The sequence below is a fragment of the Nocardia xishanensis NBRC 101358 genome, assembly GCF_001613365.1.
Classification (GTDB): domain Bacteria; phylum Actinomycetota; class Actinomycetes; order Mycobacteriales; family Mycobacteriaceae; genus Nocardia; species Nocardia xishanensis.
Genome location: NZ_BDCF01000012.1, coordinates 98,204 through 119,038, shown reverse-complemented (window position 1 = coordinate 119,038; position 20,835 = coordinate 98,204). Strand labels below are relative to the sequence as shown.

General features: G+C 70.4%; 22 protein-coding genes. 10 read left to right on the top strand and 12 right to left on the bottom strand.

Annotated features, from left to right (window positions below; genetic code table 11):
• Nucleotides 1-59: 59 nt before the first annotated feature.
• Nucleotides 60-614 carry a DJ-1/PfpI/YhbO family deglycase/protease gene (locus NX1_RS12130; protein WP_068057725.1) on the top strand — a complete coding sequence of 185 codons (555 nt, stop codon included), beginning with the start codon at nucleotides 60-62 and terminating at the stop codon, nucleotides 612-614.
• Nucleotides 615-705: 91 nt separating this feature from the next.
• Entirely contained in the window at nucleotides 706-2,058 is a 1,353-nt protein-coding gene (locus NX1_RS12125; protein WP_068057723.1) for a cytochrome P450, read from the top strand.
• A 17-nt stretch (nucleotides 2,059-2,075) separates the two neighbouring features.
• Here the strand turns inward: NX1_RS12125 and NX1_RS12120 are convergent, their stop codons facing one another.
• Nucleotides 2,076-2,612: a hypothetical protein gene (locus tag NX1_RS12120; protein ID WP_068057721.1), complete on the bottom strand. Its 537-nt coding sequence runs from the start codon at nucleotides 2,610-2,612 to the stop codon at nucleotides 2,076-2,078.
• 309 nt (nucleotides 2,613-2,921) lie between these two features.
• Between NX1_RS12120 and NX1_RS12115 the strand changes: the two genes are divergently transcribed.
• Complete coding sequence (locus NX1_RS12115) at nucleotides 2,922-3,974, top strand: alpha/beta fold hydrolase (protein WP_245668450.1); 1,053 nt, start codon at nucleotides 2,922-2,924, stop codon at nucleotides 3,972-3,974.
• Here NX1_RS12115 and NX1_RS12110 read toward each other — a convergent pair.
• Nucleotides 3,971-4,807 (bottom strand): SDR family oxidoreductase, encoded by an 837-nt coding sequence (locus NX1_RS12110; protein WP_068057718.1) that lies wholly within the window; start codon nucleotides 4,805-4,807, stop codon nucleotides 3,971-3,973. The genes NX1_RS12115 and NX1_RS12110 overlap by 4 nt on opposite strands.
• Before the next feature lie 37 nt (nucleotides 4,808-4,844).
• On the bottom strand, nucleotides 4,845-6,056 hold the full coding sequence (locus NX1_RS12105; RefSeq protein ID WP_084501350.1) for an AI-2E family transporter: 1,212 nt from the start codon (nucleotides 6,054-6,056) through the stop codon (nucleotides 4,845-4,847).
• Between the two features lie 122 nt (nucleotides 6,057-6,178).
• Between NX1_RS12105 and NX1_RS12100 the strand changes: the two genes are divergently transcribed.
• A complete protein-coding gene (locus NX1_RS12100; protein ID WP_068057717.1) occupies nucleotides 6,179-6,790 on the top strand; it encodes a flavodoxin family protein in 612 nt (203 codons plus the stop codon).
• Nucleotides 6,791-6,853: 63 nt separating this feature from the next.
• The gene (locus NX1_RS12095; protein ID WP_068057716.1) at nucleotides 6,854-7,180 is read left to right on the top strand and encodes a plasmid stabilization protein; all 327 of its coding nucleotides are present in this window, start codon (nucleotides 6,854-6,856) and stop codon (nucleotides 7,178-7,180) included.
• Here the strand turns inward: NX1_RS12095 and NX1_RS12090 are convergent.
• Complete coding sequence (locus tag NX1_RS12090; protein ID WP_068057715.1) at nucleotides 7,177-7,779, bottom strand: TetR/AcrR family transcriptional regulator; 603 nt, start codon at nucleotides 7,777-7,779, stop codon at nucleotides 7,177-7,179. The two genes, NX1_RS12095 and NX1_RS12090, sit on opposite strands and share 4 nt — an antisense overlap.
• A 110-nt stretch (nucleotides 7,780-7,889) precedes the next feature.
• Between NX1_RS12090 and NX1_RS12085 the strand changes: the two genes are divergently transcribed.
• Nucleotides 7,890-8,438: a hypothetical protein gene (locus tag NX1_RS12085; RefSeq protein WP_068057713.1), complete on the top strand. Its 549-nt coding sequence runs from the start codon at nucleotides 7,890-7,892 to the stop codon at nucleotides 8,436-8,438.
• Nucleotides 8,439-8,456: 18 nt separating this feature from the next.
• Here the strand turns inward: NX1_RS12085 and NX1_RS12080 are convergent, their stop codons facing one another.
• The 4 genes from NX1_RS12080 to NX1_RS12065 all read right to left on the bottom strand — a co-directional run bounded on the left by NX1_RS12080 (nucleotide 8,457) and on the right by NX1_RS12065 (nucleotide 11,456).
• The gene (locus NX1_RS12080) at nucleotides 8,457-9,290 is read right to left on the bottom strand and encodes an NAD-dependent protein deacetylase (protein ID WP_068057712.1); all 834 of its coding nucleotides are present in this window, start codon (nucleotides 9,288-9,290) and stop codon (nucleotides 8,457-8,459) included.
• Nucleotides 9,291-9,355: 65 nt separating this feature from the next.
• Nucleotides 9,356-9,943: a TetR/AcrR family transcriptional regulator gene (locus NX1_RS12075; protein WP_068057711.1), complete on the bottom strand. Its 588-nt coding sequence runs from the start codon at nucleotides 9,941-9,943 to the stop codon at nucleotides 9,356-9,358.
• A 142-nt stretch (nucleotides 9,944-10,085) separates the two neighbouring features.
• On the bottom strand, nucleotides 10,086-10,613 hold the full coding sequence (locus NX1_RS12070) for a DoxX family protein (RefSeq protein ID WP_068057710.1): 528 nt from the start codon (nucleotides 10,611-10,613) through the stop codon (nucleotides 10,086-10,088).
• A gap of 66 nt (nucleotides 10,614-10,679) precedes the next feature.
• Nucleotides 10,680-11,456 carry a DODA-type extradiol aromatic ring-opening family dioxygenase gene (locus tag NX1_RS12065; protein ID WP_068057708.1) on the bottom strand — a complete coding sequence of 259 codons (777 nt, stop codon included), beginning with the start codon at nucleotides 11,454-11,456 and terminating at the stop codon, nucleotides 10,680-10,682.
• A 96-nt stretch (nucleotides 11,457-11,552) separates the two neighbouring features.
• Between NX1_RS12065 and NX1_RS12060 the strand changes: the two genes are divergently transcribed.
• The gene (locus NX1_RS12060; protein ID WP_245668449.1) at nucleotides 11,553-12,008 is read left to right on the top strand and encodes a MarR family winged helix-turn-helix transcriptional regulator; all 456 of its coding nucleotides are present in this window, start codon (nucleotides 11,553-11,555) and stop codon (nucleotides 12,006-12,008) included.
• A gap of 63 nt (nucleotides 12,009-12,071) precedes the next feature.
• On the opposite strand, the gene mbp1 is transcribed toward NX1_RS12060, so the two are convergent.
• The 3 genes from mbp1 to NX1_RS12045 all read right to left on the bottom strand — a co-directional run bounded on the left by mbp1 (nucleotide 12,072) and on the right by NX1_RS12045 (nucleotide 14,304).
• A complete protein-coding gene (gene mbp1 / locus NX1_RS12055; RefSeq protein WP_068057852.1) occupies nucleotides 12,072-12,317 on the bottom strand; it encodes a microaggregate-binding protein 1 in 246 nt (81 codons plus the stop codon).
• Nucleotides 12,318-12,394: 77 nt separating this feature from the next.
• Nucleotides 12,395-13,138 carry an SDR family NAD(P)-dependent oxidoreductase gene (locus NX1_RS12050; protein WP_068057706.1) on the bottom strand — a complete coding sequence of 248 codons (744 nt, stop codon included), beginning with the start codon at nucleotides 13,136-13,138 and terminating at the stop codon, nucleotides 12,395-12,397.
• Nucleotides 13,138-14,304: a thiolase family protein gene (locus NX1_RS12045; RefSeq protein WP_068057705.1), complete on the bottom strand. Its 1,167-nt coding sequence runs from the start codon at nucleotides 14,302-14,304 to the stop codon at nucleotides 13,138-13,140. Before NX1_RS12045 ends, NX1_RS12050 begins: the two co-directional genes overlap by 1 nt.
• A gap of 212 nt (nucleotides 14,305-14,516) precedes the next feature.
• Between NX1_RS12045 and NX1_RS12040 the strand changes: the two genes are divergently transcribed.
• Nucleotides 14,517-15,416: a bile acid:sodium symporter family protein gene (locus NX1_RS12040; RefSeq protein WP_068057850.1), complete on the top strand. Its 900-nt coding sequence runs from the start codon at nucleotides 14,517-14,519 to the stop codon at nucleotides 15,414-15,416.
• A gap of 6 nt (nucleotides 15,417-15,422) precedes the next feature.
• On the opposite strand, the gene NX1_RS12035 is transcribed toward NX1_RS12040, so the two are convergent.
• Entirely contained in the window at nucleotides 15,423-18,143 is a 2,721-nt protein-coding gene (locus tag NX1_RS12035; protein WP_245668448.1) for a discoidin domain-containing protein, read from the bottom strand.
• Between the two features lie 251 nt (nucleotides 18,144-18,394).
• Here NX1_RS12035 and NX1_RS12030 point away from each other — a divergent pair, with 251 nt between their 5' ends.
• Both NX1_RS12030 and NX1_RS12025 read left to right on the top strand, forming a co-directional pair.
• Complete coding sequence (locus NX1_RS12030) at nucleotides 18,395-19,315, top strand: NADP-dependent oxidoreductase (RefSeq protein WP_068057703.1); 921 nt, start codon at nucleotides 18,395-18,397, stop codon at nucleotides 19,313-19,315.
• Nucleotides 19,316-19,324: 9 nt separating this feature from the next.
• On the top strand, nucleotides 19,325-20,815 hold the full coding sequence (locus tag NX1_RS12025) for a bifunctional phosphatase PAP2/diacylglycerol kinase family protein (protein ID WP_068057701.1): 1,491 nt from the start codon (nucleotides 19,325-19,327) through the stop codon (nucleotides 20,813-20,815).
• The last annotated feature ends 20 nt before the right edge of the window (nucleotides 20,816-20,835 follow it).

The following is a 20,835-nucleotide window of genomic DNA, read 5'->3' as shown; positions in this document are numbered from 1 at the left end:
CGGCGAATCGCGGCATGCGACCGGGGGGAGGGCTTGTCGAATCGAAGGAGGAGTTGCCCATGCCCGAACTGGACGACGCCAGGGTGCTGGTGCTGACCTCGAACACCGGCGTCGAGCACGACGAACTGCTGGTGCCGCGCGACGAACTACGCGAACGCGGCGCTCGGGTCACCCACGCGGCGCCGAAATCGGAACCGGTGCAGACCTTCCGGCACGACGTGGACAAGGACGAGGCGATCTCGCCGGATACCGCGCTGGACGCGGTGGACGTCGACGACTTCGACGTCCTGGTGGTGCCCGGCGGCACCGTGAACGCGGACAAACTGCGCGTCGACGAGCGTGCCGTCGCGCTGGCCAAGGACTTCGCGAGCGCGGGCAAGCCGATCGCCGCGATCTGCCACGGACCGTGGCTGCTCGTCGAGGCCGACCTGGTGCGTGGCAAGACGATGACCTCATACCACTCGCTGCGCACCGATGTCGGCAATGCGGGCGGTGCGTGGGTCGACGAGCCGGTGGTTCGTTCGTCCGACGGCGGCTGGACGCTGATCACCTCCCGCGCGCCCGGCGATCTGAGTGATTTCGTCGGCGCGATCTCGACGGAGTTGCGCGGGTAACGGCGGCGGCCCGGCCCGTTTCGTCCCGGCGGCGTCGGGTACGCGCCCGACATCGGCCCTGATGAAGGGCGGCGACGTGGGAGGAGGCTGTATGGCAGACAATCACGGCAACCGGCTGGTGGGCGCGCGAGCGCTCGCGACGCTGGCCGACCTGGGTTTCGCTTCGATCGCCTCGGGGGTGATCGCTCGCAGGCGCGCCGTCATGGGTGTGCTGGAGCGGGCGCAGGCCGACCGGCGCGCGGTGGCGCGCATGCGTCGGTTGCGTGACGAATTCGGCGCGGGCCCAGTGGAATTGGTGCTGCCGGGACGTCGCGTGGTGGTCGTGCTCGACCCGGGTGACGTCGGCATGGTGCTGGACGGCGCGCCGCGGCCGTTCGACCCGGCCAATCGGGAGAAGCGGGCCGCGCTGCGCCAATTCCAGCCGCACGGCGTGTTGCTGTCGGAGGGGCCGGTGCGCGCCCAGCGGCGCGCCGTGAACGAGGCGGCGCTGGACACCTCGGCGCCGCTGCATCGTCTCGCCGGGCCGTTTTCGGAGATCATCGCCGACGAGGCGCGCGATCTGACGGCGGCCGCGCTGCGTCGCGGGCATCTCGACGCGGACCAGTTCACCGCCGACTGGTGGCGGCTGGTCCGTCACCTGGTGCTCGGCAGGCGCGGGCGCGACGACGAGGCGATCACCGACGAGCTGTGGAAGCTGCGCTCGGCCGCCAACTGGTCGTTCCTGGCACTACCGCGCCGCAAGCGCAGGGACCGCTTCACCGAACGGCTCTACCGCTACGTCGAGGCGGCCGATCCGGACAGTCTCGTCGGTGCGCTGGCGGCGACCGAAGCCGGCGCCGCGGTCGACCCGGTCGGCCAGGTTCCGCACTGGCTCTTCGCATTCGACGCGGCGGGCATCGCCGCGAGCCGGGCCCTCGCGCTGCTGGCCACCCACCCCGATCAGCATGCCCGCGCGACCGCCGACGCCGCGGATCCGCACACCCCGCAGACGCGCGACTATCTGCGCGCCTGCGTGCTGGAGTCGGTGCGGCTCTGGCCGACGACGCCGGTCATCCTGCGCGACATCACCGAGGACACCCTGTGGCGTACGGGCGCCGACCGGTTCACTATCGAGGGCGGCGCGGCGCTGATGATCGTCGTGCCCGCGTTTCACCGTGATCCTGACTCGTTGCCGTTCGCCGACCGGTTCGTCCCTGATCTCTGGTTGGAGGGACTCGAGCAGCAGTACCCGCAGCTGGTTCCGTTCAGTGCGGGTCCGGCCGGATGCCCGGGGCGCAATCTGGTGTTGTTCACCACCAGCACGTTGCTCGCGCACCTCGTCGAGGCGGCCGATTTCCACCTCCGCTCCACCACGGAGCTGTCGCCGCAGAGCCCATTACCCTTGACTCTCAACCACTTCGGACTCGACTTCGCGATCACGCCCGCGGTCACCCGCGCCAGGTGACCGCCTGCCGCGGCGGCTCAGGCGACCGCGGTGCGCAGCTCGAACCAGCCGGTCGTCGGGTCGGCGAAGCCGTGGTAGACCAGCGGCGCGCGCTGGTCGAGATCGAAGTGCCGGTAGACCGCGAGCATGGCCTGGCGGACGGATTCGGCCTGGAAGTCCTCGCCGCGGCGGAAGCCGATGCGGCGTTCTGGCAGCAGCGCCAGCCGGGTCACCTCGGCGCGGTCGCCGATGTCGAGTCCGAACGGATCGATGATCAGGTGGTCGTGCAGGATCGCGTGCAGCCGCTCGGGGTCGGGCAGGTGCGTGGTGCACGGGCGCAGCTCGGCGTGGATCGGCGGTTCGGCGCGGCCTGGCACGGTGGGCGTCTCGAGCGACTCGACCAGCGGGATGTCGGGTCGGGGCGGCGCGTCGGGATCGTCGACGGTCGCCTGTTCCAGCAGGTGCAGGATGTAGCCGCCCGGCATCAGCGGTTCCGGGACGAGGAAAAGGGTGACCGAGGGGCAGCGGCAATCCTGCCCGGTCAGGCAGACCTTCGCGGGGAGCGGGTAGGACATGCGTCCTCCTCCGGATGCGGGACGAAACGATCGGCGAGGGGCGACGCTGCCCCGGTCCGGACGCCGATCGACGGAACCCCGTTGCCCGTGCGGTGGACGTCCGGGGCGATCAAAGTGTCAGCGCGTGCTCTTCGAGCCCACACTGCATGGTAATCCGCGACGAGGGCCGGTGGCAGGGCCTGCGGACGTCGAGAACGGCGGGTGAAATCGGCCACCAAATTGTAACTTCTAGTAACAGTTACTTACACTCGGTGCTGCTGGTAACGATCCGGCGTTCGACTCGACTCCGTCCGTGCACTGAGGGAAACAGTGATCTTCACCGATCTGGCGCATGCGCTCGACAACGGCTGGGCGCTCACCTTCGGCGGTGGCGTCGAACCCGCCGCCCCGACCCCGTCGACGGTGCTCTACGACGAGCCGCACCGGCAGCTGCGCCGCTACGAGGGCGCGTCCGGATCGGGAAACCCGGTCCTGCTCGTACCCCCGCTCGCGGTGCACAGCTCCTGCTTCGACCTGCGCCCCGGGCAGAGCCTGGCCCGGTTCCTGCTCGATACCGGGCGCGCGCCGTACGTCGTCGACTACGGGCGGATCACCTACGCCGACCGGAACATGGGCTTCGAGGAATGGATCGATGACATCGTCCCCACCGCGATCGCCCGCGTCAGCGCCGAGCACGGCGGAGCGGAGGTCGACGTCGTCGCCTGGTCGCTCGGCGGCACCTTGGCGCTGCTCACCGCCGCCGAGCACGCGGACCTGCCGATCGCCTCGGTCACCGCGCTCGGCACCCCGATCGACTACCGCCACCATCCGATGCTCGCGCCGTCCCGGCTGCTCGCGCGGATCACCGGAGGGCGTGAAGTCGATTGGGCCACAGAGCTTTTCGGCGGCATCCCGGCATTCGCCGTGCGGCTCGGCTTTCGCGGCATGGCGTTGCCGCGCGAGATCATGCGCCCGTGGTTCATCGCGCGCAACCTCGGCCGCAGCGAGGCGCTGGCCCGGATGGAGGCGATCGACCGGTTCATCGGACGGATGCCGGGCTATCCGGGGCGGCTCTACCGCCAGAACTACCGGCTGATGATCGTCGGCAACCACATGGCCGAGGGCAGCATTCCGCTCGACGCGGATCGCGTGATCGAGATGGCCAAGGTGAGCTGCCGTGTGCTGCTCGTCGGCAGTCCCTCGGACAACATCGCCCCCGCCGCCACGGTCGCGCCGGGCGTGCGGGTGCTGAGTGGAGCGGTCGAAGCGCGCTACGTCGAAGTGCCGGGCGCCAGCCACCTCGGGCTCGTCGCCGGGCCGGAGGCGGCCGGCTGGTCGGTGCTCGACGAATTCCTGGCGAGCGCGGCGCCCGCGCGGGTCTAGCCGGAGAGCCCGACCAGCCGCGCGCTCACCACGTCCAGCCGATGGGCGAGTGCGTCGTCCTGCGCGCGGCGCGACGGCGTCTTCAATTCGTTGTTCTGGAAGTAGCGCCCGCTGTGCTCGGCGGGCTCGGGCGCGGAGGCCAGATAGGTGAGCCTGCGCCCGCCCTCGGCCGCGGGAATCATGAACACGCGCTTGGCGACCGCCGCGAACGGCCTGCTCCACCACGGCATCGTGTCCCAGATTCCGGTGGCCACCGCGCCGGGGTGGAACGCGTTGACGGTCACGCCGGTGCCTTCCAGCCGCCGCGCCAGTGTTCGGACATACAGGATGTTGGCCAGTTTGGACTGGCTGTAGGCCTTTTCACCGGAGTAGCCGCGCGCCAGGCTCAGGTCGTCGAAATCCAGGCTCGCGCCGTAGTGCATCACCGACGCGGTGAACAGGATGCGCGCCGGGGCGCTTCGCCGCAGCAGGTCGAGCAGCAGTTCGGTGAGCAGGTAGCCGCCGAGATGGTTGACCGCGAAGGTGGCTTCGACCTCGTCGTCGGTCATCACGCGCTGCGGGTAGTAGCCGCCCGCGTTGTTGGCGAGCACGTCGAGGTGGTCGTAGCGGGCGAGCACCGTCGCGGCCAGCTCGCGCACCGCGGCCTGACTCGCGAAATCGCACACCAGCGTGTCCACCCGCCCCGCGCCCGCCTCGCGGACCAGTCGCGCGGCACGGCTGAGCTTCTCGGGATTGCGTCCGACGAGTATCAGGTGATCGCCTGCTTCGCCCAGTTGCCGCGCGGCTTCCAGACCGATACCCGACGTCGCCCCCGTGATCAGGATCGTTTTCATGAGACCCACGGTGCCACAACCGAGTGCGGCGCGGGCGTCACCGCGCGGGTTCGGTCGCGTCGTCTTCCGGTTCCGGCGGCGCGACGGCTTCGTCGATCTGCTCGCCCACGTAGCGAAGCACCACCGCGACGACGGCGGCGACCGGCACGGCCAGGAAGGCGCCGACGATGCCGTACAGCGAGCCGCCGGCGGTCACGGCGAGCAGCACCACCACCGCGTGCAACTGCATGCTGCGGCTCTGCAACACCGGTTGCAGCACATTGCCTTCCAGCTGCTGCACCGCCAGGATGATGCCGAGCACGATCAGCGCGGTGGTCAGGCCGTTGCCGACCAGTGCGACGAGCACCGCGAGCGCGCCCGCGACGACGGCGCCGACGATCGGAATGAAGCCGCCGATGAACGTCAGCACGGCGAGCACCGCGGCCAGCGGGACGCCGAGGATCACCAGGCCCCCGCCGATCAAGACCGCGTCGATCAGGCTGACCAGCGCCTGGGTGCGAATGAAACCGCCGAGGGTGAACCAGATCCGGCGCAGCACCTCCTCGAAGTGCCTGCCGCCGCGGGTCCCGGTGACGCCGTGCAGCCAGGGCAGGAAGCGCCGCCCGTCCTTGACGAAGAAGAACGCGAGCACCAGCACGAGGAACAGCGTCACCAGCGCCGAGGTGGCGGTGGTGACGCCGCTGAAAACGCCGGTCGCGATCTGCTCGGCGCTGGACTGCAACCGCGACACGATGGCGTCCACCGCGGAATCGAGTTGTTCGTCACGGATGTTCAGCGGCGGGCCCTGCAACCATTTGCGCACCTGGTTGACGCCCTCGCTCGCCTTGTCGGCCAGCTCGGGAGCCTGATCCACCACCGAGGGCACGATCAGTGCGATCACACCGGCGAGCAGACCGAGGAAGCCGAGCAGCGAGAGCGAGGCGGCAAGACCCGGTCGCAGGCCGTGTTTCATGAACCACCGGGTGGGCGGCCACAACACGGTCGCGACGACGACGGCCAGCGACATCGGCAGGACCACCACCCACAGCCGCGCGACGACCCAGCCGAGCACCCAGGCTCCCGCGGCGATCGCGACCAGGCACAGCGACCATTTCGCCAGCCAGAGCACTCCGACGCCGATCACACCCCCGCGCTCGCGCAGCGCGATCGCCTCTTTCTTGCCGGTGTCGTCCCCGGCGTCGGTCTTGTCCTGCTCGGCCACGACTTGCCTTCCACTCGGTGACGCTCGTTTACCGGCCCAGTCTCGCATGACGGGGCGGACGGAGCCGGTCGCGCGCGGGTCGCGGTGGCGCGACGCGGATTGCCGCAGCGGTCTCCGGGTAGTGCCACGACAGAGGCGGTCCGAACGCGAACACCGAGGGAGGCTGGAACATGACGGCACCGACCGCGCTGGCGCTGGTGTGCACGTTGAAGAAGTCACCGGCGGAATCCAGTAGCGAGCTCATCGCGAGGCAGGCGCTGGCGCAGCTGGCCGAGCACGAGGTGAAAGGCGAGCTGCTGCGGGTGGTGGACTACGACATCCACCCCGGCGTGACCGACGACGAAGGCGCGGGCGATCAGTGGCCGCGGGTGCGGGAGCAGATCCTGGCCGCCGACATCGTGCTGGTGTCGACGCCGACCTGGCTCGGCCACATGTCCTCGGTGGCGCAGCGGATGCTGGAGCGCCTCGACGCCGAGCTGTCCAACACCGACGATCAGGGGCGGCCAGCGATGGTCGGCAAGGTCGGGCTCGCCGCGGTGGTCGGCAACGAGGACGGCGCGCACAAGATCGTCGCCGATATGTTCCAGGCGCTCAACGACATCGGCTTCACCATCCCGGCGCAGGGCTGCACCTACTGGAACGGCCAGGCGATGAGCGGCACCGACTACGCCGACCTGGACGAGGTGCCAGAGGCCGTCGCGAGGGTCACCGCGGCGATGGCCCGCAATGCCGCGCACCTGGCCGGGCTGCTCGCCGATCAGCGCTATCCCGCGTACCAGTAGGCGGGTCGTTTCCGGTTTCCGACGCGGTTCTCGGGTATTCGATCGACAGAGGAGGTTTGTGTCATGCCGAAAGAATGGACCGACAAACAGGAACGGCAGTACGAGCACATCAAGGATTCCGCGCAGGACCGCGGCGCGAGTACCAAGCGCGCCAAGGAGATCGCGGCCCGCACCGTCAACAAGAACCGTGCCCAGTCCGGCCAGAGCAAGACCGCGAGCCGCTCGTCGGTCAAGGACAAGTCACCGCAGCAGCGCGGCGGGCAGCGCTCCGGCCGCAGCGGGCCGAAGGGTCCGACCAGGGATCAGCTCTACAACGAGGCCAAGAAGCGCAATATCAAGGGCCGCTCCAAGATGACGAAGAAGCAGCTGCAGAGCGCTCTCGGTCGCTAATCGGTCGCCGATCGGTCGTTCGCGCCGATGAGCGCCGCCGCGGCCTGCTCGGCGAGATCGGCGGCATGCGGCGGAATCTGCTGCCCGGCCCGTAGATAGCGCCGGACCAGGGCGTAGGGCAGGTCGACGGCGGCGAGCAGCATCCGATCGGTCGCTTGCGGCCCCGTGTCGCCGGTGCGGGCGATCAGCTCTGTCAGCGCGTCTTGGATCGCGGCATTGGCCCGCGCGGTGTCCTCGCGCGCCTGCCTGCTCCAGTCCCGTTCGCCCAAATCCCCAGCCCCCGCGAGCAGCACGGCCGCATCGCGGGGGTTTCGTCGTGCCCAGTCGAGGGTCGCCCGGGCGCCGCGGCGAATCGCCTCCTCCGGCCGCTCGATGGTCAACACCGCGAGCAGTTCCTCGTGGAAGCGATGCAGCGCGCGTGACCACAGCGCGGCGAGCAGCGCGGGCCGGTCCGGAAAACGGTGGTAGACCGACCCGCTCGGCGCGCCGACCGCCTTGGCCACCGCCGACATGGTGATCGCGGCGGGCCCGCCGGCGGCGAGCAGTTCCGCGGCCGCGTCCAGTAGCCGATCGGCATCGTGCTTCGGTGGTCTTCCCATGTATTGGAGGATATGCTCTAATTCTGTTTTAGAGACAACTCTCTAAAAATACCTCGGCGCCGCCGTCGCGATCCCACCCGCCGCGCGGGCTGAAGAAGGAGCGAAAAACCATGGCCGTCATCAACATTCACGTCCGTCACCTGGCCGCGTCGGCGGCCGGGGCAGGCAGGCTGCTCGACTCGCTGGCGAGCGAAGACGACCGGCTCTGGCCCGCACCGGCCTGGCCGCCCATGCGCTTCGACCGTCCGCTGGGTGTCGGCGCGGACGGCGGGCACGGCCCGGTCCGCTACCGGGTGGAGCAATACGAACCCGGTCGGTGGGTGCGCTTTCGTTTCACCGGCCCGCGCGGCTTCGACGGCTTCCACGAATTCACTGTTCGGCCCACTCCCGATGGCGGCGTCGACCTGATCCACCTGCTCGCCATCCACGCCCGCGGCCCCGCTCGTCTGTCCTGGCCGCTCGCCTACCGCTGGATGCACGACGCATGCGTGGAAGACAGCTTGGACCGCGCCGAACGCGCCCTCACCGGATCGGTCCGGCGGCCCGCGCGCTGGAGTCCCGCGGTGCGCTTGCTTCGCTGGATCGCCGAACGCGCGACGGGGTCCGACGCGTCGACGTCCGAGTCGGCCTCGCCGGTAACGGCTTCCACTGCCGATTAGCCGGACGAAGGTGGCTGCTCAGTGGTCGGCCAGTGCTTCGAGAATCTCCGAGCATCCCGCGTCGATGCGCAGCGTGGCGAGAGCGTCGCCGCGGGTCGGGCCTCGGTTGATGATCACCACGGGACTGCCGTGGGCGGCGGCGCGGCGGACGAAGCGCAGACCCGACATGACGGTGAGCGAGGACCCGGCGACGAGGAAAGCGTCGGCGGCGTCGACGAGGTCGAAGGCGGCGGCGACGCGGTCCTTCGGGACGTTCTCGCCGAAGTAGACGATGTCCGGCTTGAGCATGCCGCCGCAGCGGGCGCAGTCCACCATGCGGAAGCTGTCGGTGTCGGCGACCACGGCGTCGGCGTCGGGCGCCACTTCGACGCCGGTGGCGGTGGCCGACTCCGCGAAGCCGGGATTGGCCGCCTCCAGGCGGTCGGCCAGCGCCATCCGGGAAATCAGCGCGGAACACTTCAGGCAGCGCACCCGGGCGTAGACGCCGTGCAGGTCGATCACCCCGCGGTGGCCCGCCTTCGTGTGCAGCAGGTCCACGTTCTGCGTGATCAATCCGGTCACGACGCCGAGGCGTTCCAGCCGGGCGAGCGCGCGGTGCCCCGGATTCGGACGAGCGGCGTCCATCCGGCGCCAGCCGACGTGGTTACGCGCCCAATACCGTTGCCGGAAAACGGCATCTCCGACGAACTGCTGGTAGGTCATGGGGTTGCGCGGCGGGGAATCGGGGCCGCGATAATCGGGAATTCCGCTGTCGGTGGAGATGCCCGCACCGGTCAGCACGGCGACCCGGCGGCCGGCCAGCACCCCGGCCAACCGCTCCAGCTCCGCATAGTGCGAAGTGCTGCGCGACATGACACGCATCGTAGGCGCAGCGGGAAAGCGGCCGCTCGCGGCGGGAGCGGAGGCGGGCTTCGCGCTCAGTCCTCGACCGTGATGCTCAACCGGGGACGCTCGACCTCGCCCGGCTCGGCGACCTGCTCCCACACCGCCTCTATCAAGGGCGCGAGCAGCAGCTCGCCGAGCTGGCGGATGAGAACCGAGACGATCTGCGTCGACTCGCGCCGGTCGGTGGAGGCCACGCCCGCCTCGCGCAGCCCGACCACTTCCCTTCGAGTCAGCTCGACCAGCGACTCGAGCAGGTCGATTCGCGTCCCGGAGGGCTCCAGCACCGAGCGGCGGACGTAGTTCACCACCGCGGGGTTGCCGGCCAGCATCCGCCGCACCGCCTCGTCCCGCGCGGCGGCGACCTGCGCGGCCGTGCCCGCCACCGGCACGGACGCGACGGCGTGCCCGAAGTAGTCGACGACCAACTGGTCGACAGCCGCTTCGACGCCCGCCTTCGTCTTGAAATGGTGCTGGACGAGCCCGAGCGTGACCCCCGCCTCGGCCGCGACCGCGCGCAACGACACGCGCTCCGCGCCGTACTGGGCGTACAGGTCCATGGCGGCGTTCCTGATCCGCGCCTTCGCGGTCAGATCCTCGTTGGTCGCCCGCGGATCAACCATGTGCCCTCGCCTCGTCGTTCCTGGAATCGGTGGCGGCGATTCTATGACGAGGAGTACATCGGCCGCGTCGTCGCACCGGTTCCGATACAGCTGTATCCGGGGTGTGGTTGTGCGCCGGGCGTTTTCGCGGCCGCGGCACGGGTCAGTTGCGGATCAGCAGCACCACACCCGCGGTGATCAGGGCGAGCGCGATCGACGCGATGCCGTACACCAGGCGGTAGGGCCGCAGGTACGGCAGCAGGCTGTCGACGGCGAAGCGGCCGGGACCGGCCAGCGCGATGGTGACCGTGGAGAAGATGAGCAGCAGCTCGTACTCGACGCCCTTGGGGGCGAAGAACCCGCCGCCCCACCGGACGGCGAGTGCGTTGAGCAGGGTCCCGAGCATGGCGGCCGCGGCGAGCGGCGTGAGGAAGCCGATGGCCAGCGCGAGGCCGCCGAATCCTTCGGTGACGCCGGCGACGACCGCGAAGAAGTCGCTCGCCGGGTAGCCCTGTGAGGCGAAGAACTTGGAGGTGCGGTCGAGCCCCGCGCCGTCGAACCAGCCGAAGAGCTTCTGCGAACCGTGCACGGCCATGGTCAGGCCGACCGTCAGGCGTAGGACCAGCAGGCCGAGATCGGTGGGGAGCGTGCTCACGGCCGCTGTCCTGGTCGGTGCCGTAGTGGTCGTCATGTCGAGGTCCTCTCTGTGAAGCCGGTCTGTTGTCGTGGATTCGGTCGTGAACCGGGTTTTCGGTGCTCAGCCGAGCTGGATGGAACGGCGGGCCATGCCGAACCAGTAGCCGTCGATGACGGTTCGCAGGTCGTCGAGGTCGTCTTCGCCCGCGCCGAGGCTGACGAACAGTGGCGCGAAATGGTCGGAGCGCGGGTGCGCCTGCCGTGCGGCGGGCGCCTTGTGTTCGAAGTCGAGCAGGGCGTCGACGTCCCGGTCGGCCAGCGCTCGCGCGCCCCAGTCGTCGAATTCCGCGGTGAACGAGTAGACGTGCTCGTCGTCGGGGGTCATCGCCCGCAGATTGTGGGTGAAGAAGCCGCTGCCCACGATCAGCACGCCCGCCGCGCGCAACGGCGCGAGCCTGCGGCCGATCGCCATCAGCTTCCTCGGGTCGAGCGTCGGCAGCGACAGTTGCAGGACGGGCACGTCGGCGGCCGGATACATCTCTTTGAGCGGCACGTACGCGCCGTGGTCCAAGCCGCGCCCCGGCGCTTCGCGCACGTCGGCGCCGAGCAGCTTGCGCACCTGCGCCGCCAGTTCGGGTGCGCCCGGAGCCGGGTACACGACCTCGTAATAGTGCGGGGGAAAGCCGCTGAAGTCGTAGATCAGCGGCGCCGCCGTGGTAGCGCCGAGCGTGATCGGCGCGGATTCCCAGTGCGCCGAAATCATCAGGATCGCCGTGGGTTTCGGCAGCCCGGCCGACCATGCGGCGAGTTCCGCAGGCCAGTGCGGATGGTCGGCGAGCGGGGGCGCGCCGTGCGAGAGATACAGCACGGGCATCCGCTCGGCATCGCGGTCGGCCATGGCGCCTCCAGTGTGTCGCTGCGATATTTGTTCAAATTTGAACAACATGACCATACCGACTAGTTCAAATTTGAACAACAGCGGTAGGGTGGCGAGGTGGACGGACCCAACTGGCTCGACGACGGCGAGATGCGCGCATGGCACGGATTCCTCGCGGCCGGTGCCCTGGTCAACCGTGAGATCGAGCAGCAGCTCAAGCGGGAGGGTCTGTCGCACACGCAGTACGAGACGCTGGTCCGGCTGTCGGCCGCGCCGAACGGCGAACTGCGCATGACCGATCTCGCCGACGCGCTCTACACGTCCAAGAGCGGGCTGACCTATCAGGTCGCGCAGCTGGAAAAGGCCGGATTCGTCCGCCGCGCGGCGGCCCGATGTGACGAACGCGGCGTGGTCGCCGTCCTCACCGAGGCGGGACGGCGGCGGTTGGAGCAGGTTGCTCCAGGACACGTCGCAACCGTACGCCGAGCGCTGCTCGATGTCCTGACTCCGGCCCAACAGCGGGCGATCGCCGACGGTCTCGGCGCGGTGGCCGAGCGGCTCACCGCGCGCTGACCGCGGCGCACACGAAAGCGGGCGGGCCCGGAGGACCCGCCCGCTTTCGTGGTACTTCAGCGATCAGTCGCCGCGCTGGTGCGCCTGCTGGCGCGCCTCGTCGACGCCGGCTTCCGCCCGCGCCTTCTCCGCGGCGGCCTCCTTCTGGGCGGCCTCACGCTGTGATTCGGCCTTGCTCTGCTGAGCGCGGCCTTCCTGTTCCAGGTGCTCCTTGCCGGTGACGATGCCCGCGGCCTCCTTGACCTTGCCCTTGGCGTCTTCGACGACGCCCTTGACACCTTCGCGGGGACCGCTTTCGTGCTTCGACACGATGTCTACCTCCGAAATCTCGGTTATCGGCTGACACATGCCGCATACCCGGTCCCCGGAGTCTCAATCGCCGTGGCTCAAGCTCGCCACATCCGGTCGCCCGCCCGGCTGAGGACGATGTTGGGAATCACCGCGTTGCGCGAGAGCCGGGTCACGGCGAGCGCCATCTCGGCGATGTCGCCGGTCCTGAGCATGGCCGAGGGGTCGAGTTCGTCACGCTTCCACGCGGTCATGTCCGTGTCGACATAGCCGGGCGAGATGGCCGTGGCGCTGACGCCGTTGCCGGACTCCTCCAGCGAGACGGTCTCGCACAGCGAGATGAGCGCGGCCTTGGTCGCGCCGTAGGCCGCCAGCCCTGCCTCGCCCGCCACGCCGGTGATGGAGGCCAGGGCGATGATCTTCGCGCCTCGTTCGAAATCCTCGGCTGCGCTCTTGCGCAGCAGCGGCAGGGCCGCTTGGACGAGGGTGATCGGCGCGCGGAAGTTGACGTCCAGCATCCGCTCGTAGGTCTTGGCCTGCATGTCAGCGACCCGGCCCGCCGTCCCGGTGCCCGCGCTGAGCACCAGGGCGTTGAGTCCGCCGAACCGATCAGCGTGCGCCTGCACCAGGTTGCGCACCTGATCCAGGTCGTTCATCTGCGCTGCAACGGGATTCGCCTCGACGCCGAATTCCTCGCGCAGCTGCCGCGCGGTGTCGGCGAGCGTGTCGAGATTCCTGGCGGCGAGGGTCAGGTGATAACCCTCGCCCGCCAGACGCCGGGCGATCTCGGCGCCGATGCCGCGGGAGCCGCCGGTGACCAGGGCGCTGCGGTGGATCGTCATCAGAGGCGCTCGATGACGGTCGCGTTGGCCAGACCGCCCGCCTCGCACATGGTCATCAGGCCGTAGCGGCCACCGGTCTGCTCGAGGTGGTTGACCAGGGTGGCCAGGATCCGGGTGCCGGACGCGCCGAGCGGGTGGCCGAGGGCGATCGCGCCGCCGCGCGGGTTCAGCTTGTCGGCGTCCGCGCCGAGTTCGTGCCGCCAGACCAGCGGCACCGGCGCGAACGCCTCGTTCACCTCGTAGGCGTCGATGTCGTCGATGCCGAGCCCGGCCCTTTCGAGGACCTTGCGGGTGGCGGGAACGACGGCGGTGAGCATGAGCAGCGGATCGTCGCCGACCACCGCGAACGAATGGAAGCGGGCGCGGGGGCGCAGGCCGAGCTTTGCCGCCGCCTCCTCGCTCATGATCAGTGCGGCCGAGGCGCCGTCGGTGAGCGGCGACGAGTTGCCCGGCGTGATCGACCATTCGATCTCGGGGAAGCGCTCCTTGTACTGCTCGTCGACGAAGGCGGGGCGCAGTCCGGCCAGGCCTTCGGCGGTGGTGGTGGCGCGGATGGTCTCGTCGGCGGTCAGCGTGCCCGCCGCGACCAGCTCGCGGTCGAAGCCGCCCGCGGCGGCGGTCTCGGCCGCCAGCCGGTGCGAGCGCGCCGCGAACTCGTCGAGCGCGGTCCGGTCGAACTTCCACCGCGCCGCGATCACTTCCGCCGAAATGCCCTGCTGAACAAGACCTTCCGGGTAGCGGTGCGCGATGGGACCGCGATTGGCGTCCTTGCCCTGCGCATTGGAGAACATCGGCGCCCTGCTCATCGACTCCACGCCGCAGGCGATGGCGATGTCGTAGGCCCCTGCGATGACGCCTTGCGCGGCGAAGTGCGCGGCCTGCTGCGAGGACCCGCACTGGCGGTCGACGGTGGTGGCGGGCACCGACTCGGGGAACCCCGCGGCGAGAACCGCCGTGCGCGAGATGTTGAACGCCTGTTCCCCCGCCTGGGTGACACAGCCGCCGACCACGTCGTCGACCAGCGCCGGATCCAGATCGTTGCGCGAGACGAGCTCGGCGAGCACGCCCGCGAGCAGCGTCGCCGGATGCACCTCCGACAGACCGCCACCGGCCTTGCCCTTGCCAGAGGGTGTGCGGACGACGTCCACGATGACGGCGGACCTCATAGCTGTCTCCGATCAAATAAGTTAACTGGCATTCTTAAATAAGTTAACACGGATTCACCTCGATGCGGAACGGAGACCGCCGACCGGCGCCCGCGCGGCCGCGGCGCGAGGACGCCGCAGTTCGGCGAAGCGCCGTGACCGGCCGTAGCATCGGGCTACACAGAACCGGTGGCCGGCGGGGTGGTGGGCCGCATCGATATGACGAGGTGTTCGTGGACAGCTGGCCGGTCATCGTCGCGTTGCCGATGGTGTTGACACTCATCATGTTCGGGCTCGGGCTCGCCCTGACGACGGGCGATTTCACCAGGGTGGTGCGATATCCGCGCGCGGTGGCGGTCGCGCTCGGCTGTCAGCTCGTGGTGCTGCCCGCGCTCGCGTTCGGGCTGGTCGTCGCGGTGGGACTGAGCGCGGAGCTCGCGGTGGGGGTGATGCTGCTGATGGCCTCGCCGGGCGGGGCGACGGCGAATCTGCTCAGCCATCTGTTCCGCGGTGACGTCGCGTTGAATGTGACTCTCACGGCGGTGAATTCGGTGCTCTCCGTGATCACCATGCCACTGGTCACCAACTTCGCACTCGGATTCTTCGAGCCGCAGGGCGCCGATGGCATCGGCTTGCAGTTCGGCAAGGTGGCCCAAGTCTTCGCACTGGTGCTGATTCCGGTCGTCGCCGGCATGGTGACCAGGCGGCTGCGGCCGGGATTCGCGGACCGCATGGACCGGCCGGTGCGGGTGGTGTCGGTGGCGTTCCTCGCGGTGGTCACGCTGGCGGCGCTGGTGGCCGAGCGGGGCAATGTCCTCGATTACCTTGCCGCGGTCGGCCTGGTGGTCGCGCTGCTGTGCGTGATGAGCCTGAGCGTCGGCTATTTCGTGCCCAAGGCGTTCGGCGTCACACGCACCCAGGCCGTCGCGTGCTCGATGGAGGTCGGCATCCACAACAGCGCGCTGGCGATGACCATCGCGATCAGTGTGCTCGGCGACATCAGGATGGCGGTGCCCGCCGGCGTCTACGGCATCGTCATGCTGCCCATCGCCTATCTGGCGGGCACGGTGATCAGCCGCAGGATTCGGCGGGCCGAGAAGCCCTTGGCGACCGCGGGTGCCGCGCGCGAATAGCAAGGCTCAGTCACGGGAGCCGGAAATCTCCAGCTCCCGGACATTCGGCGGCGTGACCGAGTCCGCGCCGGTCGCCTCCAGCCGGACGAATCGAGCGGCGACCGGTTCGGCGAGCGCCCCGGTCGAAGGGTCGGCGGCGACGGTGGCCCACCTGTGGCCGTCGTCGGACACTTCGATCGTCGATGCCGAGGGCGCGGGTTCGCCCCAGCGGGACGACACTCGCTCGACCAGGGCCGACTCGCCCAGATCCACCGTGAGGCTGCCGTGCGCGCCGTCGGGCGCCCAGCCGGTGGCGGTGTCGCCGTCGACCGCTGCGTCCGGATAGCGGCCCGCCTCGGTGGACGAACCGGTGACCGGACGGCAACGGGCGAGGTTGTCGGTGGGGACCCGGTCGGGACGGCGGGTCTGCACGGACACGGGCTCTCCTGGCGCGGCGGTGCGCGTCCCGCTCGGCGTCCGCAGCGGCATCGGGTCGCCGCCGGTCACCGTCACCGTCGTTCGCTCGGCGCCGATCTCGGCGTCGAAAGTCCTTCCCTTCCAGTGCATGCCGCGCAGCAGCACGCCGCGTTCGAACTGCGGCGGCAGCGTCGGGTCCACCTCGACGGCGTCGGCGCGCAGCCGAAGCCCGAGCAGTCCGCTGGTGAGCGACTGCAAGAAGCCGCCGGCCGCGGTGGTGAAAGTGAACGCCGGTGCGCCGGCCAGCGGATCGCGAACGCCCGCCTTCGCGCCACGCGCCTCGGCGAACTGCCCGAACGGCGGCCGCACGAACGGACGGGCCGCGCGGTCCAGGAATGTGTGGGTCGCGCAGCCGGGTGCGCCGAGGTGTGCCGCGTCGATGGCGTGCGCGGAATCGGTCATCGCCGGGCCATCGGGATCGGTTCGTACGGAATAGTATTCGAGCACTCGCTCCGCGACGTCGGCCGGCATCGGCCATTCCAGCGGGTAGATGAGCAGCACGGTGTCGGCCTGTTTGATGGGAGTGCCCGCGTAGCCGTCGAATTGGGCGAACACACCGTGCGCCGCGTCGAACGGCATGCGGAGACCGTCGGCGACGGTGGTCCATTCGGCGGGGTGCGGCACGCCGAGAATCTGGGCCGCGCGCACCGCGTTGCGCAGTGCGAGCGCCGCGACCGCGTTGGTGTAGACGCCGTCGTCGACGCCGTTGCTGTACTCGTCGGGGCCCGCGATGTCGCGCAGCGAGAAGCTACCGTCCGGGTTCGGCGTCACCCGGGCCGACCAGAATTCGGCCACGGCGCTCATGATCGGCCAGCCGCGTTCGCGCAGATACGCCGTGTCGCCGGTGGCGAGGTAGTACTGCCAGGCCGCCAGCGACACATCGCCCTGAAGGTGAATCTGGATCAGGCAGTGCGGCGGATCCCAGCTGTGGCATTCGTCGAGGTCGCCGTCCGTCGCGCTGGTCCACGGGTAGAACGCGCCGGGGAAGCCGAGGCGCCGGGCGTTGTCCTTCGCCGCGGGCAGTGTCTTGTACCGGTATTCCACAACGGATCTCGCCAGCTCCGGCGCGAAATGCAAGAGGGCGGGGAACATCCAGATGTCGGCGTCCCAGAACACCGCCCCGGCGTAGTTGTCGCTGCTGAGCCCGGTCGGTGAAAGGCTGTTGTCCTGCGCGGGATTGCTCGCCGAATACAGCGAATACAGCGCGCCGCGCGCCCAGGATTGCACGTCGGGTTCGCCGGGGATCTCGACGTCCCCGCGCCACAGGTCCGCCCACGTCGCGGTGGTTTCGGTCAGCAGTGCGGCCCAGCCGCCGTCCGCTGCCCGCCGCGCGGCCGCCAGCGCGGAGGCGGCCGGATCTGCCGCGGTGCGCGCGGTGTCGACGCCGACGAACTTGGCGGCGGTGTAGGACTCGCCTTCCCGCACCGTGATTCGCGCCCGCTGGCTCGCGCTCAGGTCGTCGCGCGGCGGCGACGGAGCGATCGCCGCCTCGGGCCCCAATTCCAGCACGGACATCACCGAACCGGCGACTTCGGTTCCCGCCGTGCGGAATCCGACGCCGATCGCGGCGTCGCCGCGTGACCCAGCGCCGGTGGGAACGATACGGCGAGCACCTGCGCCGTCGAGCAGATCGGTCAGCACCAGTTCACCGGACCAGCGCGGCGTCACTCGCAGCCGCACCGCGCCCACGTGCTGATTCTGGCGCGCGGTGACGACGTCGTACACGAGGTCGGTGGCCCGGCCGTCCGCCGTCGTCCAGGTCGCCTCGGTGCGCACCAGGCCGCAGCGCAGGTGCAGGGTTTGCGCGAAGTTCGTGATGCGCGCGGCGGGCGTCGCGGGGGAGTAGGTCTCGTCGCCGACCCCGACCAGCAGCCCCGACCAGTTCGGGATGGCCGCCGCCACCTCGCGGTCGTCCGCCACGCCCGGGCTGTGCCCGTACAGACCCGCGACGAACGCGCCGTCGTAGGCCGGGGTGTAGAGCGGCCAGCCGGTGGGCTCGTCGGTCGCCACGTAGCCGGTCCCACGCGTCGGCACCCGCAGCCCGAGATAGCCGTTGCCGACGAAGGGATGACCGTCGATCGGAGCGTCCACATCGGTGTTCGACGGGGTCCACTCGGATGTCTCGACGTCGGCGCCGGGGCACGCCGCGTCCGATCCCGGTTCGCCGCGGCCTGGCCCGACCACCAGCGCTACCGCCGTCACCAGCGCCAGCACCATGCCCACGGCGATCGCGAGCAGGATCGGGCGGAAGGGCCGGGCCGAGAAAGACATCGCACCTCCCGTCGTGCGCGGCGGCGCCCGCGCGTACGGTCGATTCGCTCGGACAACTCGTGGACGGCCGAACCGTTCTCGGCCCAGGTTTCGCGATGGAGTTCCTACCAGCAGAGTTTCCCCGTTCCCGCCGATCGACACACCACGCCGCGAATCGCCGCCCGCCCGGCCCGGTTCGATGCGGGCATATCCTGGCGGCGGTTGTTCGTCCCATCGACCACGGCCGCATCGGGCCGGGAGAGGCAGGCCGAATGCGTGCCATCGCGTTCTACGAGTTCGGCGAACCGGACGTGCTGCGGGTGGTGGACATCGACGTGCCGGAGCCGACGGGCGCGCAGGTGCGAATCGCGGTGCGCGCCGCAGGGGTGAATCCCGCCGACTGGAAGATCCGTTCGGGCGCATTGGTTTTCGGTGAGCCGAGCTTTCCGCAATTCCCGGGCGCCGAGGTGGCGGGCGTGGTGGACGCGGTCGGACCGGACGCGACCGGCGTCGCGGTCGGCGACGAAGTGATCGGCTGGACGGGCGGCGGCTACGCCGAGTATGCGCTGAGCGCCGAGGTCGCGCCCAAGCCCGCGGGCCTGGCCTGGGTGGACGCGGCCGCGCTCCCGGTGGCGGTGAGCACGGCGGCGAAGGTGCTCGACTCGCTGCGGCCGCAGGCGGGCGAGACGTTGCTGGTCAACGGTGCGTCGGGGGCGGTCGGCTCGATGGCGGTGCAGCTGGCCCGCGTCGAGGGCGTCACCGTCATCGGCACTGCCGGGTCCGCCAACCAGGATCTGGTGCGCGCGCTCGGCGCCACCCCAACCCCCTACGGCGACGGACTGGTCGAACGGGTGCGCGCACTGGCTCCCCACGGTGTCGACGCCGTGTTCGACGCGGCGGGGCACGGCGTGCTGCCCGCCGCGATCGAACTGCGCGGCGGCACGGATCGCATAGTCACCATTGCCGACGGCGCGGCGGCCGAACTCGGCATCGTGTTTTCGGCGGGTCCAGGACCGCGCTCGGCCGCCCTGCTCGGTGCGATCGCCGAGCGTGTCGCGCGCGGCGAATTCCGTCTCCCCGGCTCGGCGCGGGTCTTTCCGCTGGTGGAGGCGGCCGCGGCGCAGCGGGAGATGGAGCACGGCCGCGGACCGGGCAAGGTCGTATTGACCGTCGAGTCAGGCGGGCGTCATTAGGCTGGAACGATGCGACCGCCTCGGATCCGCAAACCGCCGCCGGGACTGGCGAGCAATATCGACGTCTGGCTGATCGGCCGGAGCGCACGAGTCCGGCCGACGCCCGCCGACCGGCTCCTGCGCAGCCTGAGCATGAGCGCCAATCACAGTCGGCTCTGGATGGGCATCGGCGCGGGCCTGATCGTGCTCGGGAACCGGCCGCTGCGGCGGGCGGGTGTGCGCGGACTGCTCTCGGTGAGCCTGGCCAGCGCCATCGCCAACGGCATCGCCAAGCCGGTGTTCCCGCGGCGCCGACCGCCCGACGAGTCGGTGCCGTTCGTCCGCCGTCTGGTCCGTCCGCCGGTCTCGTCGTCGTTTCCCTCCGGCCACGCCGCCTCGGCGGCCGCCTTCGCGACCGGCGTCGCGCTGGAAAGTCCGGCGGCGGGCGCCGCGATCGCGCCGGTCGCGCTCGCCGTCGGCTATTCACGGGTCCACATCGGCGTGCACTGGCCGTCGGACGTGGTGGCGGGCGCGCTGCTCGGTTCGGTGGTCGCGCTGGTCACGCACCGGTGGTGGGCGGCGCGCGCCGACGAACCCGCGCTGCTCGGCCACGCCGAGCAGGTCGATCCGCTACCACAGGGGCGCGGCCTGCTGCTGGTGGCCAATCCCATGGCGGGCAGCGGCAACGGTGAACTGGCGTCGGCGCAGGTGCGTGCCGGGCTGCCCGCGGCGCAGATACTGAAGATCGACCCGGAACGTGACCTGGGCGCGCAATTGGATGCCCGGCTCGACCGCGCCGACGTCACCGCGCTCGGCGTCTCCGGCGGCGACGGGACGGTCTCCTCGGTGGCCGAGGTGGCGGTCCGGCGCGGTGTGCCGCTGGCCGTCTTCGCCGACGGCACCCTCAACCACTTCGCCAGGGACGCGGGCGTCGACGCGGCCGACCCGACCCTCGCCGCGCTCGAGCAGGGCACGGTCGTCCGGGTCGACGCGGCGGAGGTGCGGTTCGACGACGGTGGTTCGCGGATCTTCGTCAACACCGCCAGCCTCGGCGGCTATCCCGACTTCGTCCGGATGCGGGAGCGGTGGGAGCCGCGGCTGGGCAAATGGCCCGCGGCGGCCATCGCGATGATCCGGGTCCTGCTCGGCGCGCAGCCGCTGCACACCGTCATCGACCGGGTACCGACGGCCATCTGGATGCTGTTCGTCGGCAACGGCCGTTACGACCCCGCCGATCAGGTCCCGATGTCGCGGCCGGAGCTGCACCGCGGCACGCTCGACGTCCGCTACCTCCGCGCCGACGTCCGCTTCTCCCGTACCCGCCTGATCTGGGCCGCGCTGACCGGCACACTCGGCAACTCGGCCACCTATGTGCGCAGGGAGGTTCCCGCGCTCGCGGTCCGCGTCGGTGAGAACCCGGTATCACTGGCCACCGACGGCGAAGTCGATCTTCGCGGAACCGATTTCGCCTTCGTCAGCCGCCCCTCCGCCTTGGCCCTGTTCCGCCCGCCGGAAGCGTAGGCGCCGCCGCGTAGCCGGTT

Excerpts from the sequence above, each read along its gene's own strand:
- NX1_RS12130 (WP_068057725.1), top strand. The coding sequence starts at position 60 with ATGCCCGAACTGGACGACGCCAGGGTGCTGGTGCTGACCTCGAACACC.
- NX1_RS12125 (WP_068057723.1), top strand. The coding sequence starts at position 706 with ATGGCAGACAATCACGGCAACCGGCTGGTGGGCGCGCGAGCGCTCGCG.
- NX1_RS12120 (WP_068057721.1), bottom strand. The coding sequence starts at position 2,612 with ATGTCCTACCCGCTCCCCGCGAAGGTCTGCCTGACCGGGCAGGATTGC.
- NX1_RS12110 (WP_068057718.1), bottom strand. The coding sequence starts at position 4,807 with ATGAAAACGATCCTGATCACGGGGGCGACGTCGGGTATCGGTCTGGAA.
- NX1_RS12105 (WP_084501350.1), bottom strand. The coding sequence starts at position 6,056 with ATGCGAGACTGGGCCGGTAAACGAGCGTCACCGAGTGGAAGGCAAGTC.
- NX1_RS12100 (WP_068057717.1), top strand. The coding sequence starts at position 6,179 with ATGACGGCACCGACCGCGCTGGCGCTGGTGTGCACGTTGAAGAAGTCA.
- NX1_RS12095 (WP_068057716.1), top strand. The coding sequence starts at position 6,854 with ATGCCGAAAGAATGGACCGACAAACAGGAACGGCAGTACGAGCACATC.
- NX1_RS12090 (WP_068057715.1), bottom strand. The coding sequence starts at position 7,779 with ATGGGAAGACCACCGAAGCACGATGCCGATCGGCTACTGGACGCGGCC.
- NX1_RS12085 (WP_068057713.1), top strand. The coding sequence starts at position 7,890 with ATGGCCGTCATCAACATTCACGTCCGTCACCTGGCCGCGTCGGCGGCC.
- NX1_RS12080 (WP_068057712.1), bottom strand. The coding sequence starts at position 9,290 with ATGTCGCGCAGCACTTCGCACTATGCGGAGCTGGAGCGGTTGGCCGGG.
- NX1_RS12075 (WP_068057711.1), bottom strand. The coding sequence starts at position 9,943 with ATGGTTGATCCGCGGGCGACCAACGAGGATCTGACCGCGAAGGCGCGG.
- NX1_RS12070 (WP_068057710.1), bottom strand. The coding sequence starts at position 10,613 with ATGACGACCACTACGGCACCGACCAGGACAGCGGCCGTGAGCACGCTC.
- NX1_RS12065 (WP_068057708.1), bottom strand. The coding sequence starts at position 11,456 with ATGGCCGACCGCGATGCCGAGCGGATGCCCGTGCTGTATCTCTCGCAC.
- NX1_RS12050 (WP_068057706.1), bottom strand. The coding sequence starts at position 13,138 with ATGACGATCCACCGCAGCGCCCTGGTCACCGGCGGCTCCCGCGGCATC.
- NX1_RS12045 (WP_068057705.1), bottom strand. The coding sequence starts at position 14,304 with ATGAGGTCCGCCGTCATCGTGGACGTCGTCCGCACACCCTCTGGCAAG.
- NX1_RS12035 (WP_245668448.1), bottom strand. The coding sequence starts at position 18,143 with ATGTCTTTCTCGGCCCGGCCCTTCCGCCCGATCCTGCTCGCGATCGCC.
- NX1_RS12030 (WP_068057703.1), top strand. The coding sequence starts at position 18,395 with ATGCGTGCCATCGCGTTCTACGAGTTCGGCGAACCGGACGTGCTGCGG.
- NX1_RS12025 (WP_068057701.1), top strand. The coding sequence starts at position 19,325 with ATGCGACCGCCTCGGATCCGCAAACCGCCGCCGGGACTGGCGAGCAAT.